The sequence below is a fragment of the Gardnerella sp. KA00771 genome (assembly GCF_049244045.1).
Classification (GTDB): domain Bacteria; phylum Actinomycetota; class Actinomycetes; order Actinomycetales; family Bifidobacteriaceae; genus Bifidobacterium; species Bifidobacterium swidsinskii.
Window position 1 is genome coordinate 74,695 of record NZ_CP058368.1, and the last position, 14,528, is coordinate 89,222.

The 14,528-nt window shown below is 39.6% G+C and carries 16 protein-coding genes; all 16 read left to right on the top strand.

Features of this window, described 5'->3' with window-relative positions:
- Nucleotides 1–113 precede the first annotated feature (113 nt).
- The 16 genes from HXT57_RS00315 (at nucleotide 114) to HXT57_RS00390 (ending at nucleotide 14,481) form a co-directional block, all read left to right on the top strand.
- Nucleotides 114–1,415 carry an adenylosuccinate synthase gene (locus tag HXT57_RS00315; RefSeq protein ID WP_421783571.1) on the top strand — a complete coding sequence of 434 codons (1,302 nt, stop codon included), beginning with the start codon at nucleotides 114–116 and terminating at the stop codon, nucleotides 1,413–1,415.
- A 95-nt stretch (nucleotides 1,416–1,510) separates the two neighbouring features.
- On the top strand, nucleotides 1,511–2,014 hold the full coding sequence (locus tag HXT57_RS00320) for a fluoride efflux transporter FluC (protein WP_064622047.1): 504 nt from the start codon (nucleotides 1,511–1,513) through the stop codon (nucleotides 2,012–2,014).
- Complete coding sequence (locus HXT57_RS00325; protein WP_004110041.1) at nucleotides 2,014–2,424, top strand: fluoride efflux transporter FluC; 411 nt, start codon at nucleotides 2,014–2,016, stop codon at nucleotides 2,422–2,424. Before HXT57_RS00320 ends, HXT57_RS00325 begins: the two co-directional genes overlap by 1 nt.
- Nucleotides 2,425–2,463: 39 nt before the next feature.
- On the top strand, nucleotides 2,464–3,831 hold the full coding sequence (locus tag HXT57_RS00330) for a ClC family H(+)/Cl(-) exchange transporter (RefSeq protein ID WP_004110037.1): 1,368 nt from the start codon (nucleotides 2,464–2,466) through the stop codon (nucleotides 3,829–3,831).
- Nucleotides 3,832–3,954: 123 nt separating this feature from the next.
- On the top strand, nucleotides 3,955–5,130 hold the full coding sequence (locus HXT57_RS00335; protein WP_102703308.1) for an ATPase: 1,176 nt from the start codon (nucleotides 3,955–3,957) through the stop codon (nucleotides 5,128–5,130).
- The gene (locus HXT57_RS00340; RefSeq protein WP_421783574.1) at nucleotides 5,117–6,193 is read left to right on the top strand and encodes a CpaF family protein; all 1,077 of its coding nucleotides are present in this window, start codon (nucleotides 5,117–5,119) and stop codon (nucleotides 6,191–6,193) included. The genes HXT57_RS00335 and HXT57_RS00340 overlap by 14 nt, the downstream gene beginning before the upstream one ends.
- Nucleotides 6,194–6,222: 29 nt before the next feature.
- Entirely contained in the window at nucleotides 6,223–6,798 is a 576-nt protein-coding gene (locus HXT57_RS00345; RefSeq protein WP_004110029.1) for a type II secretion system F family protein, read from the top strand.
- Between the two features lie 3 nt (nucleotides 6,799–6,801).
- Complete coding sequence (locus HXT57_RS00350) at nucleotides 6,802–7,449, top strand: type II secretion system F family protein (RefSeq protein ID WP_004110027.1); 648 nt, start codon at nucleotides 6,802–6,804, stop codon at nucleotides 7,447–7,449.
- A 138-nt stretch (nucleotides 7,450–7,587) separates the two neighbouring features.
- Nucleotides 7,588–7,863 (top strand): DUF4244 domain-containing protein, encoded by a 276-nt coding sequence (locus HXT57_RS00355; RefSeq protein WP_033888546.1) that lies wholly within the window; start codon nucleotides 7,588–7,590, stop codon nucleotides 7,861–7,863.
- A 29-nt stretch (nucleotides 7,864–7,892) separates the two neighbouring features.
- Nucleotides 7,893–8,273 carry a TadE/TadG family type IV pilus assembly protein gene (locus tag HXT57_RS00360; protein ID WP_032835337.1) on the top strand — a complete coding sequence of 127 codons (381 nt, stop codon included), beginning with the start codon at nucleotides 7,893–7,895 and terminating at the stop codon, nucleotides 8,271–8,273.
- Nucleotides 8,270–8,674 (top strand): Rv3654c family TadE-like protein, encoded by a 405-nt coding sequence (locus HXT57_RS00365; RefSeq protein WP_033888548.1) that lies wholly within the window; start codon nucleotides 8,270–8,272, stop codon nucleotides 8,672–8,674. Before HXT57_RS00360 ends, HXT57_RS00365 begins: the two co-directional genes overlap by 4 nt.
- 105 nt (nucleotides 8,675–8,779) lie before the next feature.
- Nucleotides 8,780–11,170, top strand: coding sequence for a DNA polymerase III subunit gamma and tau (locus tag HXT57_RS00370; protein ID WP_004109999.1), 2,391 nt, complete (start codon nucleotides 8,780–8,782; stop codon nucleotides 11,168–11,170).
- A gap of 6 nt (nucleotides 11,171–11,176) precedes the next feature.
- Entirely contained in the window at nucleotides 11,177–11,785 is a 609-nt protein-coding gene (gene recR, locus HXT57_RS00375; protein WP_004109996.1) for a recombination mediator RecR, read from the top strand.
- 129 nt (nucleotides 11,786–11,914) lie between these two features.
- Nucleotides 11,915–12,679 carry an aspartate kinase gene (locus HXT57_RS00380; RefSeq protein ID WP_004109991.1) on the top strand — a complete coding sequence of 255 codons (765 nt, stop codon included), beginning with the start codon at nucleotides 11,915–11,917 and terminating at the stop codon, nucleotides 12,677–12,679.
- 63 nt (nucleotides 12,680–12,742) lie between these two features.
- Entirely contained in the window at nucleotides 12,743–13,312 is a 570-nt protein-coding gene (locus HXT57_RS00385; RefSeq protein WP_004105778.1) for an ACT domain-containing protein, read from the top strand.
- A gap of 101 nt (nucleotides 13,313–13,413) precedes the next feature.
- Nucleotides 13,414–14,481, top strand: coding sequence for an aspartate-semialdehyde dehydrogenase (locus HXT57_RS00390; RefSeq protein ID WP_004109990.1), 1,068 nt, complete (start codon nucleotides 13,414–13,416; stop codon nucleotides 14,479–14,481).
- The last annotated feature ends 47 nt before the right edge of the window (nucleotides 14,482–14,528 follow it).

Here is a 14,528-nt window from a genome sequence, read left to right on the forward strand (position 1 = left end):
AATTTTTAATTTTATATATTTCATTTTCTTATTCGGTAGGGGCATAGAGATAGTCTTAACAGGTAAGGATTGTGCTTATTTGAGCAGCGTTAGCTCAAAAATGGAGGTGCGGCATGCCTGGTATTGTGCTTATTGGAGCTCAATGGGGTGACGAAGGTAAAGGCAAAGCAACAGATTTAATTGGTTCAAAGGTTGATATTGTCGCACGTTTTAATGGCGGTAATAATGCTGGGCACACTGTCGTTGTTGGTGATAAATCTTATGCATTACATTTACTTCCAAGCGGAATTATCAGCCCTAATGTTACGCCTGTAATTGGTAATGGTGTTGTTGTTGATCCAGAGGTATTGCTTGAAGAAATTGACGCTTTGGAATCTCGCGGTGTAGATTGTTCGCGCTTGCTTGTGAGCGAAGCTGCGCATGTTATTACTCCGTATCATCGAGTTATTGATAAAGTAACTGAGCGTTTTCTTGGCAAACACAAGATCGGCACGACTGGTCGTGGTATTGGACCTACTTACGCAGATAAAATTAATCGTGTTGGTATTCGAGTGCATGATTTATTTAATGCTGATCACTTGCGCGACAAAGTTGAAGCAAGTTTGCATCAAAAGAATCAAATGCTTGTAAAACTTTATAATCAACATCCTATTGATATTGATGCAGTTACTGCTCAACTTGTGGAGCTTGGCAAACGCTTGAAGAAATATGTTGCTGATACTTCATTAGTATTGAATGAAGCAATGGATGAAGGCAAAACTGTGCTGTTTGAAGGTGGACAAGCCACAATGCTTGACGTCGATCATGGCACTTATCCGTTTGTAACTTCTTCAAACCCTACTGCTGGTGGTGCTTGCACGGGTACTGGTGTTGGTCCTACTCGTATTACGCGCGTAATTGGAGTAGCGAAAGCGTATATTACTCGTGTTGGTGAAGGTCCATTCCCAACTGAACTTTTGGATGAGCAGGGTGACTGGTTGCGTGAGCAAGGCCATGAATATGGTGTTACAACTGGTCGTCCTCGTCGTTGTGGATGGTTTGATTCTGTAGTAAGCCGTTATGCAACTCGCGTAAATGGTTTGACGGATATTGTTCTTACTAAGCTTGACGTTTTGACTGGTTTGAAGGAAATCCCAATTTGCGTAGCTTATGATGTAACTTTGTCTGATGAAACAGTTCAGCGTATGGAAGAAATGCCTGTAGATCAATCACTGTTTGCTTCTGCGAAACCAGTATACGAGATGCTTCCAGGCTGGAATGAGGATATTTCTCAAATTCATAAGTTTGAAGATTTGCCTCAAAACACGCAAAGTTATGTAAAGCGTTTGGAAGAGCTTTCTCATTGCCGTATTTCTGCTATTGGAACTGGTCCGCAGCGTGATCATATCATTAGTGTTCACTCACTAACTGACTGAAATTGTTTATTATTTTATGATTAACTTAGCAAAACGGCACTTCTCGGTTGGGAGTGTCGTTTTGGTTTATGACGATAATTTCAAAAAGAGTGAAAATGAGTAAAATAAGCGGAAAAAATAAAAAAAATAATTGTCGATTATACTTTTTAGTTTTTATTGGTGGTACATGTGGAGCTTTCGTGCGCGCAGTAATTTCTTCTTATGCGCACACGATTCACCAAGTAGACGGACAATCATTTATATTTGGTCAGCTTACTTTAGGAACTTTTTTGTCGAATATGATTGCATGCTTTATTTTTGCTCTTGTTACTGCAATATCTGTTAAAGCTTTAACGCAAGAAAAGCAGACTTTGTATAAATATGCGCTAGGAACAGGCTTTTGTGGCGGATTGTCGACTATGTCTACTTTCGCGTTTGAAAGTGCAATGTCTTTTATGTCTCCACGCATGACGCTTGTTGTTTTGGGCATGCTTTTTTCGCTGCTTTTTGGCGTTTTTATGGCTTTTGTTGGTAATTGGGTTGGAACAGGAATTGCGAATTGCATGAACAAAAAGCAAAGTCGATCTGTTGCAGAAGCTAATACTAAGGTGATGAAGTGATGAATTCTTTATACGTTTTTATTATGTTTATTTTGCCTTGCTTTTTTGGCGGTTTAGGTGCTGTTTTAAGATGCGCAATGACTAAAAAAATTTCAGCTGCTCATAAAAGCGAAGTTCCAGTTGCAACGCTATTTATCAATTGCGTTGCTTCATTTGCTATAGGTGTTATGTCTAATGTTTTCATGGTTGCAGCTGCAATATGTGGAGTACGTTTTGCTTATTTGATGATTTTGGGATTTTTGGGTGGATTTTCCACGTTTTCTACTGCAATTTTTGAAGGTGTGGATCTTATTCAAAGAAAGCGCATAAAAGATGGAGTGTTCTTGCTTTTTGCAGAACTTATTGTTCCATTCTTTGCTGCTTCTGTTGGGTATATTGTTTCGCAAATATTGTTACTGTACGTAATTTAGTATTTAGAAGTTAAGTGTTGTGCGCAGAATCGAGTTGTAGTGAAGTTTAAGAATGCATTGAGCTTTTTGAGTAATAACTTAAAGCAAATATCAAAAACTTTTTGCCAGCTTCGTTGGAAAGTAATATTAGCTGGGATATTTGTCGGCGTTGTTTCTGGTTCATTAGTAGCTTCTTACAGGCTTGGTATTGAATACGGTACGGATTTTGCGCGTTGGATGTATTTACAAATCCGGCATAACGCATGGTGGATTTTGCCATGCTTAATTTTTGCTGTAATTGCAGGTTTAATTATTGGCTGGATGAGTCGTAAAGAAAGTATGGCTTCTGGAAGTGGTATTCCTCAAGTCGTGGGATATGTTAATCGCGGTTTGAATATGCGATGGCACACGATTCTGCCAGTGCGTTTTGTTGGCGGTTTACTTGGTTCTTTATTTGGATTGTCTCTTGGGCGTGAAGGTCCATCTATTCAAATAGGTGCATGTGGTGCTCAAATGTTGTCTCGAATTTTCCGTAAAGGTAGGCGTGACGATATTAAAGAGCATTATGTAGTAACTGCTGGAGCTGCAGCCGGTTTATCTGCTGCGTTTTCTGCGCCACTTTCTGGAGTTATGTTTGCTATGGAGGAGATTCAGCACGGCTTAACTTCAATTGTTCTTATAGGAGCTGCTGCAGCTGCTTTATGTGCTGATTTTGTTTCGCAAACTTGTTTCGGGTTGCGTCCAGTTCTTGATTTTGGTCAGATTCCAGATTTGCCAATGAACTTGCATATTTGGATTATTCCTCTTGGTATTTTTGCAGGTTTTGTAGGCTCGATAATGAATCGTTCGTTACTTGGTTTGCAAACATTATACGGATATTTGCCAAAGTGGATGCCTGTTGCTATTGCTTGCTTAATTGCAATACCAGTTGGCTTGTTCCTGCCTGAAGTTCTTGGTGGCGGATCTAATTTAGTGCGACTTTCTGAATATGGAAAAGCAAGTCTTGCAATGCTTTGTTTGCTATTTGTGGCAAAAATGTTGTTTACTTCTACGAGTTTTGGTTGTGGCGCTCCCGGTGGTATTTTTATGCCTATTCTTGCAGTAGGTGCGCTCGCAGGTGGTGTTGCTGCGCGCTGGATTACTAGCGTTTCAGCATTTGGCATTGATACAAAATTTGTATCTGTGTTTGCAGTTTGCGTTATGGCTGGTACGTTGTCTGCATCTGTAAAAGCTCCACTCACTTCGATTTTGCTTACTGTTGAAATGTCTGGAACTATGATTCATACGCTTCCAGTTGCAGCTTCTGCATTTATCGCATTGCTTATTTCGGATATTCTAAAAACTAAGCCAATTTATGGTGAGTTACTTGAACGCTATATGAAAGTTAATAAAGATTTAGTATTGCCATCTGTAAATTCTGTAAAATAGATGTTTTTATAGATAATTTTTGTGCAATATTTGCTTATTCTTAATATTTCCTGAGCTTTTAACCACATTGCATGAATATTGTTGAAAACTCATTGCTGTATGCGTTTCAATAGGCGCATGAGTATGAATATGAGTGTAAGCAACAAATCAATTGGCGTTAAGCAGATTGATAAAAATTATAACAATGGCGAAGCTGTAGGCGCATTTAGAGATGTTAAACGTTATGTTTATCCTCCTCAAGTTGCAGATAAATCTATATACGAATCTGCGTCTAATGGTGTAAAAAGCACGCCTTGTATAGCTGACGATCATACTGTTATGACTCTTTTGCCTAAGAGTTCTCAAGATGTGGAGAGTTTTCAACACACTGAACGCTCACAAGATATTTCTATTAAGCATAAGTCTTGCATGTTTAATAATTCTGAAGAAGATAATCTTATTGCGCGTGATTCTTTAGATCCGTTGCCTAAAAATATTTTAGTTGGAATGTCTGCTGCAGATGGCATTGGGCTAAGCACTTCGCTATCTATTCTTTCGCGCTATATAAGTGAACAAGGTCATAGTGTTGCTCTTGTAGATGCTGATTTGACTCATGGTGGTTTAGACGTTCTGCTTGGTTTGGAATCAGATGAAGGCCGCAGGTTGCAAGAAGTTGATGCTTCTTTAGGTAAATGCGATGGCTATGTGTTACGCAATGAGCTATTGCATTGGGACAATGTGGATGTTTTAGCATTTTCTCCATGGCATGGTAAGTATCCTGAACCTTGGGTTTTAGAGGCTGCTATTAGAGGTTTAGCTGATGCTGTTGATGTAGTTATTGTAGATATAGGTTCTGGCGAGACTGCTATGAAGTCTTACCATAATATTCCGCAATTTATTGACAGTGCGACTCTTGCTGCTGTTGAGCTATCTGTGCTTGATTTAGCAAGGTTTAGAGCGTTGCTACAAAAATTAGATACTTTGTGTGATTCTGAAGTAAAGTTTAATAAATTTGCTGTTGTTGGATTGTCTCCTCGTGGTTTAACGCAAAAATCTTATGTTTTAAGTATCGATGAAGCTTCTGAATATCTATCAACTACATTTCTTGGTTCTTTGCAACACGATGCTCGCATGTACACCGACATTATAGGGGGATATGGTATTCGAAATGTGCCATCTTCAATGAAGGAAACCATGAAACGCATAAATAATTGGCTTATCGGAGATGTTATATCAAATACAAAAAATGCTGTAACTAAATATCGTCGTTCGCAATATCGTCGTTCGAAATACTCAAGAGGTAAATATGATCGTAAATAATATTCGTGATATCGATTTTGGAATTCTGCAGGAATTTGCCAATGATGTAAGAGTTACAGACATGGTTGTAAGTGAGTCCGGTCGTGTGTGGGTAGATTGTGGGCAAGGTCTCAAGGAACGCGCAACTCGAGTTCCGCTTAACAACCCTGCTTTGTTAAGAGAATATGCTGTATGGCTTTGTGCACAATTAGGCAAAAGACTGGATGATGCGTGTCCTATTGCTGATGCTTCAAGTACTTCTGGCATTCGCATACATGCTGTTTTAGCACCACTTGTATCTCAAGGAGCAGCATTGTCAATTCGTTTTCCTTCAGTTAATCGTTATAATCTTGTTTCTTTAAGCGATCAAGGCATGTTTCCAAAAGAATTGTCTTGTATTCTAAGCGTTTTAGTTAAAAAGCGAGCAAATATAATGATCACTGGAAGTACTGGATCTGGGAAAACCACACTTATGAAGGCTTTGTTGGCTGCTGCTGATTGCGAAGATCGTATTGTATCTGTTGAAGAAATTAGAGAGCTCGGCGAGTTGACACAAAATCATGTTTCGTTAAGTGCGCGAGAAGCTAATGTAGAAGGTGTAGGAGAAATTGGCTTATCTCAATTAGTAAAAGCAACATTAAGAATGCGCCCGGATCGCATTATTCTTGGTGAATGTCGTGGGGAAGAAATTGCTGATTTGTTGAGAGTGTTTACTTCCGGGCATAAGGGTGGAATGACAACTCTTCATGCAGATGAAATAGAAAAAGTTCCCGCTCGTCTTATGGCATTAGGGTTATTGGCTGGGTTGGAGCCTGCAGCTTTATGTGCTTTAGCTGCTGGAGCATTCGATGTTGTTATTCATGTAGAGAGATCCTCTAACGGGCGTCGAATGATCAAAGAACTCGGTATTTTGCAATACGCTTCTAGCGCTTCGTTGCTGTGTGGCATTCCAGTTTTGCAATTATCTTGTGGAATTGACGGCAGTATTGTCATGAAATTTTTGCCTGCATGGGTTAAGTTTTCAAATTATTGGAATCTTCCCGAAAATATGGCCAACATATGTGTTGACAGTTCAAATAATTAGTAGTCGATTGTGTTGCTTGGAGCGTAAAAATGGATATTGAAGAAGTTCTTGCTGGAATGATTGCTGCATTACGTTCTGGTTCTACTTTTGCAATGATTGTTCACAGTGACTCTAAGTCTCAACAATGTATTTGCAGTAGTGCAGTTAATACAAAAATTATTTATAAATGGCTTTATGAACGTTGTTTTCCAAAGAATCGCAATATGAATAAGAATCAACGTCGTCAGCTTGAAAAACATATGCATACTGTTTCTGAAAGTCTTATGGCTTCATATGAATTGAGTAATACTCTTGGTTGTGCTATGGCAGAATGTGTGGAAGCTACGGCAGCGTCATATCATGCTCAGAAGCGTGCAGAAGATTTACGTGCTGACGTAGCTGCAATGCCAAAAGCAACAATAAAACTACTTACTGCTCTACCTATTTTGGCTCTTTTTGCTGGTGAATTATTAGGTGGGCACCCTATTTTGATGTTAATTACAACAGTAAATGGATGGATTTTATTAACAATAGGTGGAATATGTTATGGATTGGGTTTGGCATGGGTTAGTTCTATGTTGCAAATATCTCAGCATGCAATGGATGCTGCCTCGCTGGAAGGCTGATTTATGGAATCCACAAAGCAGCTTTTGTTTATCATCCCATTGTTTGTTGTAATTGTTTGGCAATGGGTGAGTTTGAAATTAGAGTGCGATTCATTAGATAATCGTATGCGTTTTAACAGTAAAATTATGCTAGTTAAGTACGAATGGCGTAACTCCAAAGTTTCATATGTAGATCCTCTTCTTGGTTTACATATGATTATTGTTTCACTTCGTAGTGGTGTTGCTATTACTAGGGCTCTTAGTGCTGTTGGAGAAGTGTTTCCTTGTGGTCAAGGCATGTGGCTTTGCTCTGTTTCCAATGCTTTACTTGCAGGAGATACGTGGCATGAAGCATGGTCTTCTACTTATACTAAACAAGATAATTTTGAATTAGAAAATAAATCAAAATTTACTAATCGTAAAAACTTAGATTCTTCAGAAATATTAGCTAGATGGTTAATGACATCTTTAAAAGAATCATGGTGTTATGGTTCATCTCCAGTTCCTGTATTGTCTGCACTTGCTCAACATTATGAGATAAATATGGCCAATATTGCTAGACAAGAAAGTTCTAAGTTGTCTGTGCGATTGCTGCTTCCTGTTGGATTATGTTTTTTGCCGTCTTTTATATGCATAGGAATTTTGCCAACAGTTATGTCGCTTATGCGCTAGCTTTTTAAAAATAAATTTTTAGAAAAATAAATTAGCTTTTATCCACAATGCAATTTTTTTATTTTCATTCGCAAAACAAGTTGTAATAATATTTCTATCCGAAAATTTCGGATAGTTTGAAGTGAAAGGTACAAGATGATGGTTGGGATAATGCAAAAACTTGTTGCACGATACGCTGTGTCTATGCTTCAAGTAAATGAACAATTAGTGAATATTGAGTCACGTTTGTGTCAAAAAAGAAAACTGTACGCTGAAGGTCTTAAAAATAAGGATTCTGGAGCTGTAACAGCTGAGTATGCAGTAGTTATTATTGCTGCTACTGGTTTTGCTGCACTGCTAGTTGCTATTTTGAAATCAGATACGGTTCGCACAACGTTGACAGATTTAGTGAAAAAAGCATTGAAAATCGGCTAACGGCATGTTTTAGCAGATGAAATGAGCTTATGATGCGGAAAGTTATTGTGTGCAAAAGATTGTTGCGCAAAATTAGTGATTATGACAGAGGGACGGTAACTGCTGAATTTTCTATTGTTTTGCCTTGTGCATTAATACTGTTATTTGTATTAATTGGCATAGGTAGAGCAGTTGTATGTACTATGAATTGTCATGATGCTGCTGCGCAAGTTGCGTATTATCTTGTGACTCATAAGGACGATAAAGCTGCCGCAAGTATTGTGCAGTCGGTCGCAGGTCAAGGAGCGTCGGTGAAAATAAGTCGTAGCAATAATATGGCGAATATTGTTGTTAAATGTCCTCTTATTCCCGATCCTCTTCATATTTTGCCGCCTCTAGTGGAAAGTCATGTAAGCCAGGTTTTAGTATGAGTAGGCGCAAGAATTTTGTGAAGCATTCAATAAATTTCATTCATAAGCGATGTAAGGGCATTGACTGCGGTTCTGGCACTATGCTTGGCATTATGCTAGTGATCGCAGTCTGCTCAATAGTAGTGCTTTCTGCTATTTTATGTAATGTTCTCGGAGCTAAACATCAAGCTTATGCTGTTGCAACTTCTGCTGCTTTATCTGGTGCTTCTGCGTTGCAAAGGATGGAGGATAATGCGTGTGAGGTTGTTGCGCGTACTGTTGCTTCAAGCAATGCTTTTTTGAAATCTTGCAACTCTACTAGTAATGATGTAACTGTTCGTGTTTCTGTTGGGCTAAATATTCCATTTGCTTCTAACGTGGAAGTTTCTGCTAGAGCAGGACTAGAAGATTGCAATAAGTAGTAAGTAGCAAAAACGAATATAAATATCAGCAGTCGGGTGGCGGCTGCTGATAGTCTTAACTAAGATATATCGGGGAAATAGTTAGGTCGCGGTAGGTTAGGAAACATGGCACTTGCACTGTATCGTAGATATCGTCCTGACACGTTTGATGGTGTTATTGGGCAGGATCAGGTTACCATACCTTTGTCTAGAGCATTAGACCAAGGAAAAATAACGCATGCATATTTATTTTCTGGGCCGCGTGGATGCGGTAAAACAAGTTCTGCGCGAATTTTAGCTCGCTGCATTAATTGCGAAAAAGGACCAACTTCGCACCCATGTGGAGAGTGCCAAAGCTGTAAAGATTTAGCTACTGGCGGTGCCGGTTCTATCGACGTTGTAGAGATTGATGCTGCAAGCCATAACGGTGTCGATGATGCTAGAGAGTTGCGTGAGCGTGCTGGCTTCGCTCCTGCTCGTGACCGTTATAAGATTTTCATTCTCGATGAAGCTCATATGGTTACGCAGCAAGGTTTTAATGCTTTGCTTAAGATTGTAGAAGAGCCGCCTGAACATGTAATGTTTATTTTTGCTACCACTGAGCCGGATAAAGTTATTGGCACTATTCGCTCGCGTACACACCATTATCCTTTCAGACTTGTGCCTCCAGAGGTAATGTCTCCATATCTTGAAGATATTTGCAAAAAAGAAGGTATTCTGCCACAGCCGGGAGTTCTTCGCCTTGTCATGCGCGCTGGTGCAGGATCAATGCGAGATACGTTATCTGTGCTCGATCAGCTTATGGTGGGTGCTGTTGATGGTTCAATTTCTTTGGATTCTGCGGTTGCTTTATTAGGTTTTACGCCTAATTCATTGATTAGTGAATTCATTGACAATCTTATTAATCATGATGGTGCTTCGATATACGATGTAGTTCGTCGCGTTATTGTTGGAGGCTACGATACTCGTAAGTTTGTAGAAGATTTATTAGGTAGAGTTCGTGATTTGTTGCTTATGGTATCTGCAGGTCCTAAAGCGGCTTCAAGCTTACTTAATGATGTTTCTCCAGAAGATTTGGAAATATTGAATAAGCAATCTGCAAGCATGACATTGCATGATTTAGCACGTATGGCTCAAACAATTAATGATGCTTTAAGTGCAATGGCTAGTGCAATTTCTCCTCGAATGAATTTGGAAATTTTAGTTGCTCGTTTGCTTGCAGACAGCGAAACTTCAAATACTGTTGCAACTAATTTGCGCATCAATAACGTGCAGCAACAAAATATTTCAACTTCTAAGCAGAATATTCAAAATAAAGTATCTTCTGGTGCTCATTTCGTAGGTTCTACAAGCAATAAAAAATATGTTTCTGCAAATAGTGAGAATAATAGTACTTCAAATTCTTCGCTACCTTCTGAAACTACGGCATCTCCTATTGCTAAAGCAGAAACGCAATCTGCTCCACGCACAAAAGAAATGGAATCTAAAAAAGCGTTTTTGAACGATGCACATAATGCTAATTCAAAGAATGATTCCATGGATACTGATGCAATGTGGGATAAAGTAGTTTCAAAATTGCCTGATGACGTACGTGAATATGTAACTCGTGAGTATGTTCCTACAGTGCAACTTACTCCAGTACAATCAGGTCGGCAGCGTCTTATTTTGACTTTTAATGAGCCTATGAGTCAACATGCATTTGCGCTCGCAGTATGCACTACTTCTCCATATGATGGGCAAAAAGTGCCAAAAGTAGTAATGAATGAAGTGCATGAAGTATTTGGTGCGCAAGTAATGATTGCTCCTGCACCAGTTGCTGCTAATGGTGAACAAGTAGAATCTGTTGCTCGAATGGATCCGCAAAATCTTGCCAAAGTTAAGCGAGATATTTTATTACGCAAAACTGGCCTATCTGCTGGATTTAGTAATAAAACTGATTCTGATGGCAGCGGAATAAATAAAAATCCTACTAAAAAAGAATCTTCGGGTTTTAGTGGCGCTGATGGCTCCGCAGCATCAGTAGCTTCTGAAAATACTGCGGATGAGTTAAGTGATGTTGCGAATGCGGATGATGATGTTTGGGCAGATATGTCGTCTATGCCCATGTCGGATGTGATTGCAATGCCGGAAGATTCTTCTACTAAAGACTCTTCTATTGAAGATGAGCTCATGAATCATGATGACGAGATTGCAATACAGAAGAGTTCGCATTCTCATAACCAATCTGAAGCTATTTCTGGTGTCTTGGATCAAGCTAAACTACACTCTCAAGTTCAGAATGCAACTAATACTTCAGAATTGTCTACTGAATCAATTCAGACTACTGTTTCTCCTACGAATGGAGCTACTGCTGACGAATGTTCGATGGATGATGCTTCATTAGAATCCGCAACGTCTGTAAGCACTGATGAGCTTAAACAAATTTTTGAAGTTAAATCTGTTGAAGAATTTGCTTCTACTGATCCTAAAAATCCTAAAAATGCGATTATGAGCGTTAAGAAAAAGCAAGAGGAGTAGTTTACAGTGCATAATTCATCGTCATATGATGGAGCAATTGGTCATTTAATTGAAGCATTTTCAAAGCTTCCAGGGATTGGACCTAAAGGCGCTCAGCGCATTGCGTTTTACTTACTTTCTTCTTCGGATAAAGATGTTCAAGAGCTAATAGACGCAATTAATAACATGAAAGAAAGTGTGCGTTTTTGTGATGTATGCGGAAACGTATGTGAGCAGAGCCCTTGCATAGTATGCGCAGATCCTCGGCGTGATCATAGCAAAATTTGTGTAGTTGAAGAACCTAAAGACATTATGAGTATTGAGCGAACTCATGAATATTCAGGTGTTTATCATGTTCTTGGTGGTGCAATTAACCCAATGGCAAATGTTGGGCCTGGGGACTTAGCAATTACGCAATTACTTGAACGTCTTAAAGATGCAAAAGTTCAAGAAATTATTCTTGCGCTTGATCCTGATATAGAAGGTGAAGCGACTGTTACGTATTTGGCTCGATTGCTCGATCCTCTAGGAATTAAAGTTACTCGCTTGGCAAGTGGATTGCCTGTTGGTGGAGATTTAGAGTATGCGGATGAGATCACTTTAGGTCGTGCATTTTCTGGTCGTCAATCTGTGTAATTTTGAATATTGTTTTTATGAGCACAAATCATTATTAGTAAATAGGGCATAGTTGGTAGTCTGATATTGAAGCCATTATTTGGCATATCCTGTGCGTTTATCAATATTGACATGAGCAAGGGGTAAAAATTGTCGCTTATCGTACAGAAATACGGTGGTTCTTCTGTAGCGGATACGGATTCCATACAACGTGTTGCCAAACGCATTCTTTCTACAAAAGCAGCAGGCAATGATGTTGCTGTTGTAGTTTCAGCGATGGGAGATACGACTGACGATTTAATTGATCAAGCAATGAGTGTAAACACTCATCCTCCTGCTCGCGAAATGGATATGCTTATGACAGCAGGCGAACGAATTTCTATGAGTTTGCTTGCAATGGCTATTCATGCTCAAGGATCTCATGCTTATTCTTTTACTGGTTCTCAAGCTGGATTTATGACAGATACTCAGTTTGGAGCTGCGCATATTCGTGCGGTTAAGCCTGATCGTGTCAGAAGAGCTCTTAGCAAAGGCAGTGTTGCAATTGTTGCCGGGTTCCAAGGAATTAACGAAGTTGGAGATGACACGACTCTCGGTAGAGGCGGTTCGGATACTTCCGCTGTAGCGCTTGCGGTTGCTTTAGGTGCTGATGTATGTGAGATTTACACGGATGTAGATGGAGTATTTACTGCGGACCCACGTATTGTGCCAACTGCAAAACGTATTCCTGTAATTGATTATGATTCAATGCTTGAAATGTCATCTTGCGGCTCGCGCGTGCTTGCGTTGCGTTGTGTTGAGTACGCTCAGCGTTTTGGTATGCCTCTTCATGTTAGAAGTTCATTCTCACATAGGAACGGAACGCTTATAGTTCCAAATAATATTAATCCGAACGATTTGCCTAATCTGAGTTAGAAAATACAAAACTAAATATTAATAGATAATGTCAAATAATCTTCGAGCTTAAAGGCGGTAACAATGGTAAACCACGATATTCTTTCGACTATGGGCGATTTATTTCCTGATTTAGGTCCGGAAACTCCTGTTATCTCTGGCGTTGCTCATGATCGCAGTGAGGCAATGATTACGGTTCGCGGTATTCCAGATATTCCTGGTATGGCTGCGAAAGTATTTACAACTCTTGCAAAAGCAAATGTAAATATTGACATGATTGCGCAAGCAAGTGCTTCTACTGGTACAGCAGATATTTCTATTACTGCTCCAGGAGCATCAATGGAAGCAGTCCGTAAAGTTCTAGAAGAAGCGCATGATGAATTGAAATTTACTTCTATGGATGTCGTTCCAGTAGTAGGAAAAGTAGCTGTTGTTGGCGTTGGTATGAAAACACATTCAGGCCTAGCTGCTACCTTCTTCACTGCGCTAAGTGAACATGGTATAAATACTTTGATGATTTCTACTTCGGAAATTCGTATTGCTGCCATGGTTCCTGTTGAACAAATTGATGAAGCTGTTCGCGCTTTGCATACTGCTTACGGTTTGGACGCAAGTCAGGTTGAAGCAGTAGTGTACGGCGGAAGCGGGCGCTGAAGCAATTTAAATTATTAAATTATTAAATTAACTAAATTATTTAAATTGTAGAATTGTAAAAACTGTAGAAATTATACGTGCTTACTTTTAAGGGAGTCTCGATGACAATTATCAACGAAAAAGGCGTGAACGTGGCAGTACTTGGCGCAACTGGCCAAGTTGGTATGGTAATGCGTCGAGTGCTTGACGAGCGTGATTTCCCAATAAAAGATTTACGTTTTATGGCTTCTGCTCATTCTGCTGGCACAGTTTTGCAATATCGTGGCAAAGACGTAGTTGTAGAAGATGTAGAAAAAGCAGATTTGCACGGAATTGATATAGCTATTTTTTCTGCAGGCGGCGGAACTTCAAAAATTTGGGCTCCGGAATTCGCTGAAGCTGGCGCAATTGTAGTAGATAATTCTTCGCAATGGCGTATGCATAACGATGTGCCTTTGGTAGTTGCGGAAGTAAATCCTGAAGATTTAGATACTATTCCAAGAGGAATAGTAGCAAATCCAAATTGCACAACTATGGCTTGCATGCCTGTATTAAAGCCGCTTGCTGATGCTTTTGGATTAAAACGTTTAATAGTTTCGTCTTATCAAGCTGTTTCTGGTGCCGGTCGAGCCGGTGCTTTGCAACTCATGAATGAGGCTCAAGCTGCATTAAACCAAGGAGCAGATAAACTCGTTTTCGACGGTAGTGCAATAGATTTCCCTGAGCCTACAAAAGTTGCTCGTACTATTGCTTTTAATGTAGTGCCTTTTATTGGTTCAATAGTTGATGACGGATCTGAAGAAACTGACGAAGAACAAAAATTGCGCAATGAAAGCCGTAAGATTTTGCATTTGCCAAATCTTGCAGCCTCATGTACTTGTGTGCGAGTAGGTGTTTTCACTGGTCACGGCATGAGTGTAAACGCTGAGTTTGAGCATGATGTAACTCCAGACATGGCTCGCGAAGTATTGAGCAATGCTGAAGGAGTTGAACTTAACGATATTCCTACTCCTCAGCTAGCAGCCGGAAAATCTGCAAGTTATGTTGGCAGAATTAGGAAAGATCAAGCAGTAGATGGAAATAAGGGATTGGCACTTTTTATCACTAACGATAATTTGCGAAAAGGTGCTGCATTAAATGCTGTGCAATTGGCGGAAATTATTGCTAAAAAGCGTAATTTCCTAAACTAATTATGGTTATATTGCGCTCGCGATTATGTAAGATTTTGCGTAAACTG

What these genes read in the sequence shown, in the direction of transcription:
- HXT57_RS00325 (WP_004110041.1), top strand. Translation starts at nt 2,014, where the DNA reads ATGAATTCTTTATACGTTTTTATTATGTTTATTTTGCCTTGCTTTTTT.
- HXT57_RS00320 (WP_064622047.1), top strand. Translation starts at nt 1,511, where the DNA reads ATGAGTAAAATAAGCGGAAAAAATAAAAAAAATAATTGTCGATTATAC.
- HXT57_RS00365 (WP_033888548.1), top strand. Translation starts at nt 8,270, where the DNA reads ATGAGTAGGCGCAAGAATTTTGTGAAGCATTCAATAAATTTCATTCAT.
- HXT57_RS00360 (WP_032835337.1), top strand. Translation starts at nt 7,893, where the DNA reads ATGATGCGGAAAGTTATTGTGTGCAAAAGATTGTTGCGCAAAATTAGT.
- HXT57_RS00345 (WP_004110029.1), top strand. Translation starts at nt 6,223, where the DNA reads ATGGATATTGAAGAAGTTCTTGCTGGAATGATTGCTGCATTACGTTCT.
- HXT57_RS00315 (WP_421783571.1), top strand. Translation starts at nt 114, where the DNA reads ATGCCTGGTATTGTGCTTATTGGAGCTCAATGGGGTGACGAAGGTAAA.
- HXT57_RS00385 (WP_004105778.1), top strand. Translation starts at nt 12,743, where the DNA reads ATGGTAAACCACGATATTCTTTCGACTATGGGCGATTTATTTCCTGAT.
- HXT57_RS00350 (WP_004110027.1), top strand. Translation starts at nt 6,802, where the DNA reads ATGGAATCCACAAAGCAGCTTTTGTTTATCATCCCATTGTTTGTTGTA.
- HXT57_RS00340 (WP_421783574.1), top strand. Translation starts at nt 5,117, where the DNA reads ATGATCGTAAATAATATTCGTGATATCGATTTTGGAATTCTGCAGGAA.
- HXT57_RS00390 (WP_004109990.1), top strand. Translation starts at nt 13,414, where the DNA reads ATGACAATTATCAACGAAAAAGGCGTGAACGTGGCAGTACTTGGCGCA.
- HXT57_RS00335 (WP_102703308.1), top strand. Translation starts at nt 3,955, where the DNA reads ATGAATATGAGTGTAAGCAACAAATCAATTGGCGTTAAGCAGATTGAT.
- HXT57_RS00355 (WP_033888546.1), top strand. Translation starts at nt 7,588, where the DNA reads ATGGTTGGGATAATGCAAAAACTTGTTGCACGATACGCTGTGTCTATG.
- HXT57_RS00370 (WP_004109999.1), top strand. Translation starts at nt 8,780, where the DNA reads ATGGCACTTGCACTGTATCGTAGATATCGTCCTGACACGTTTGATGGT.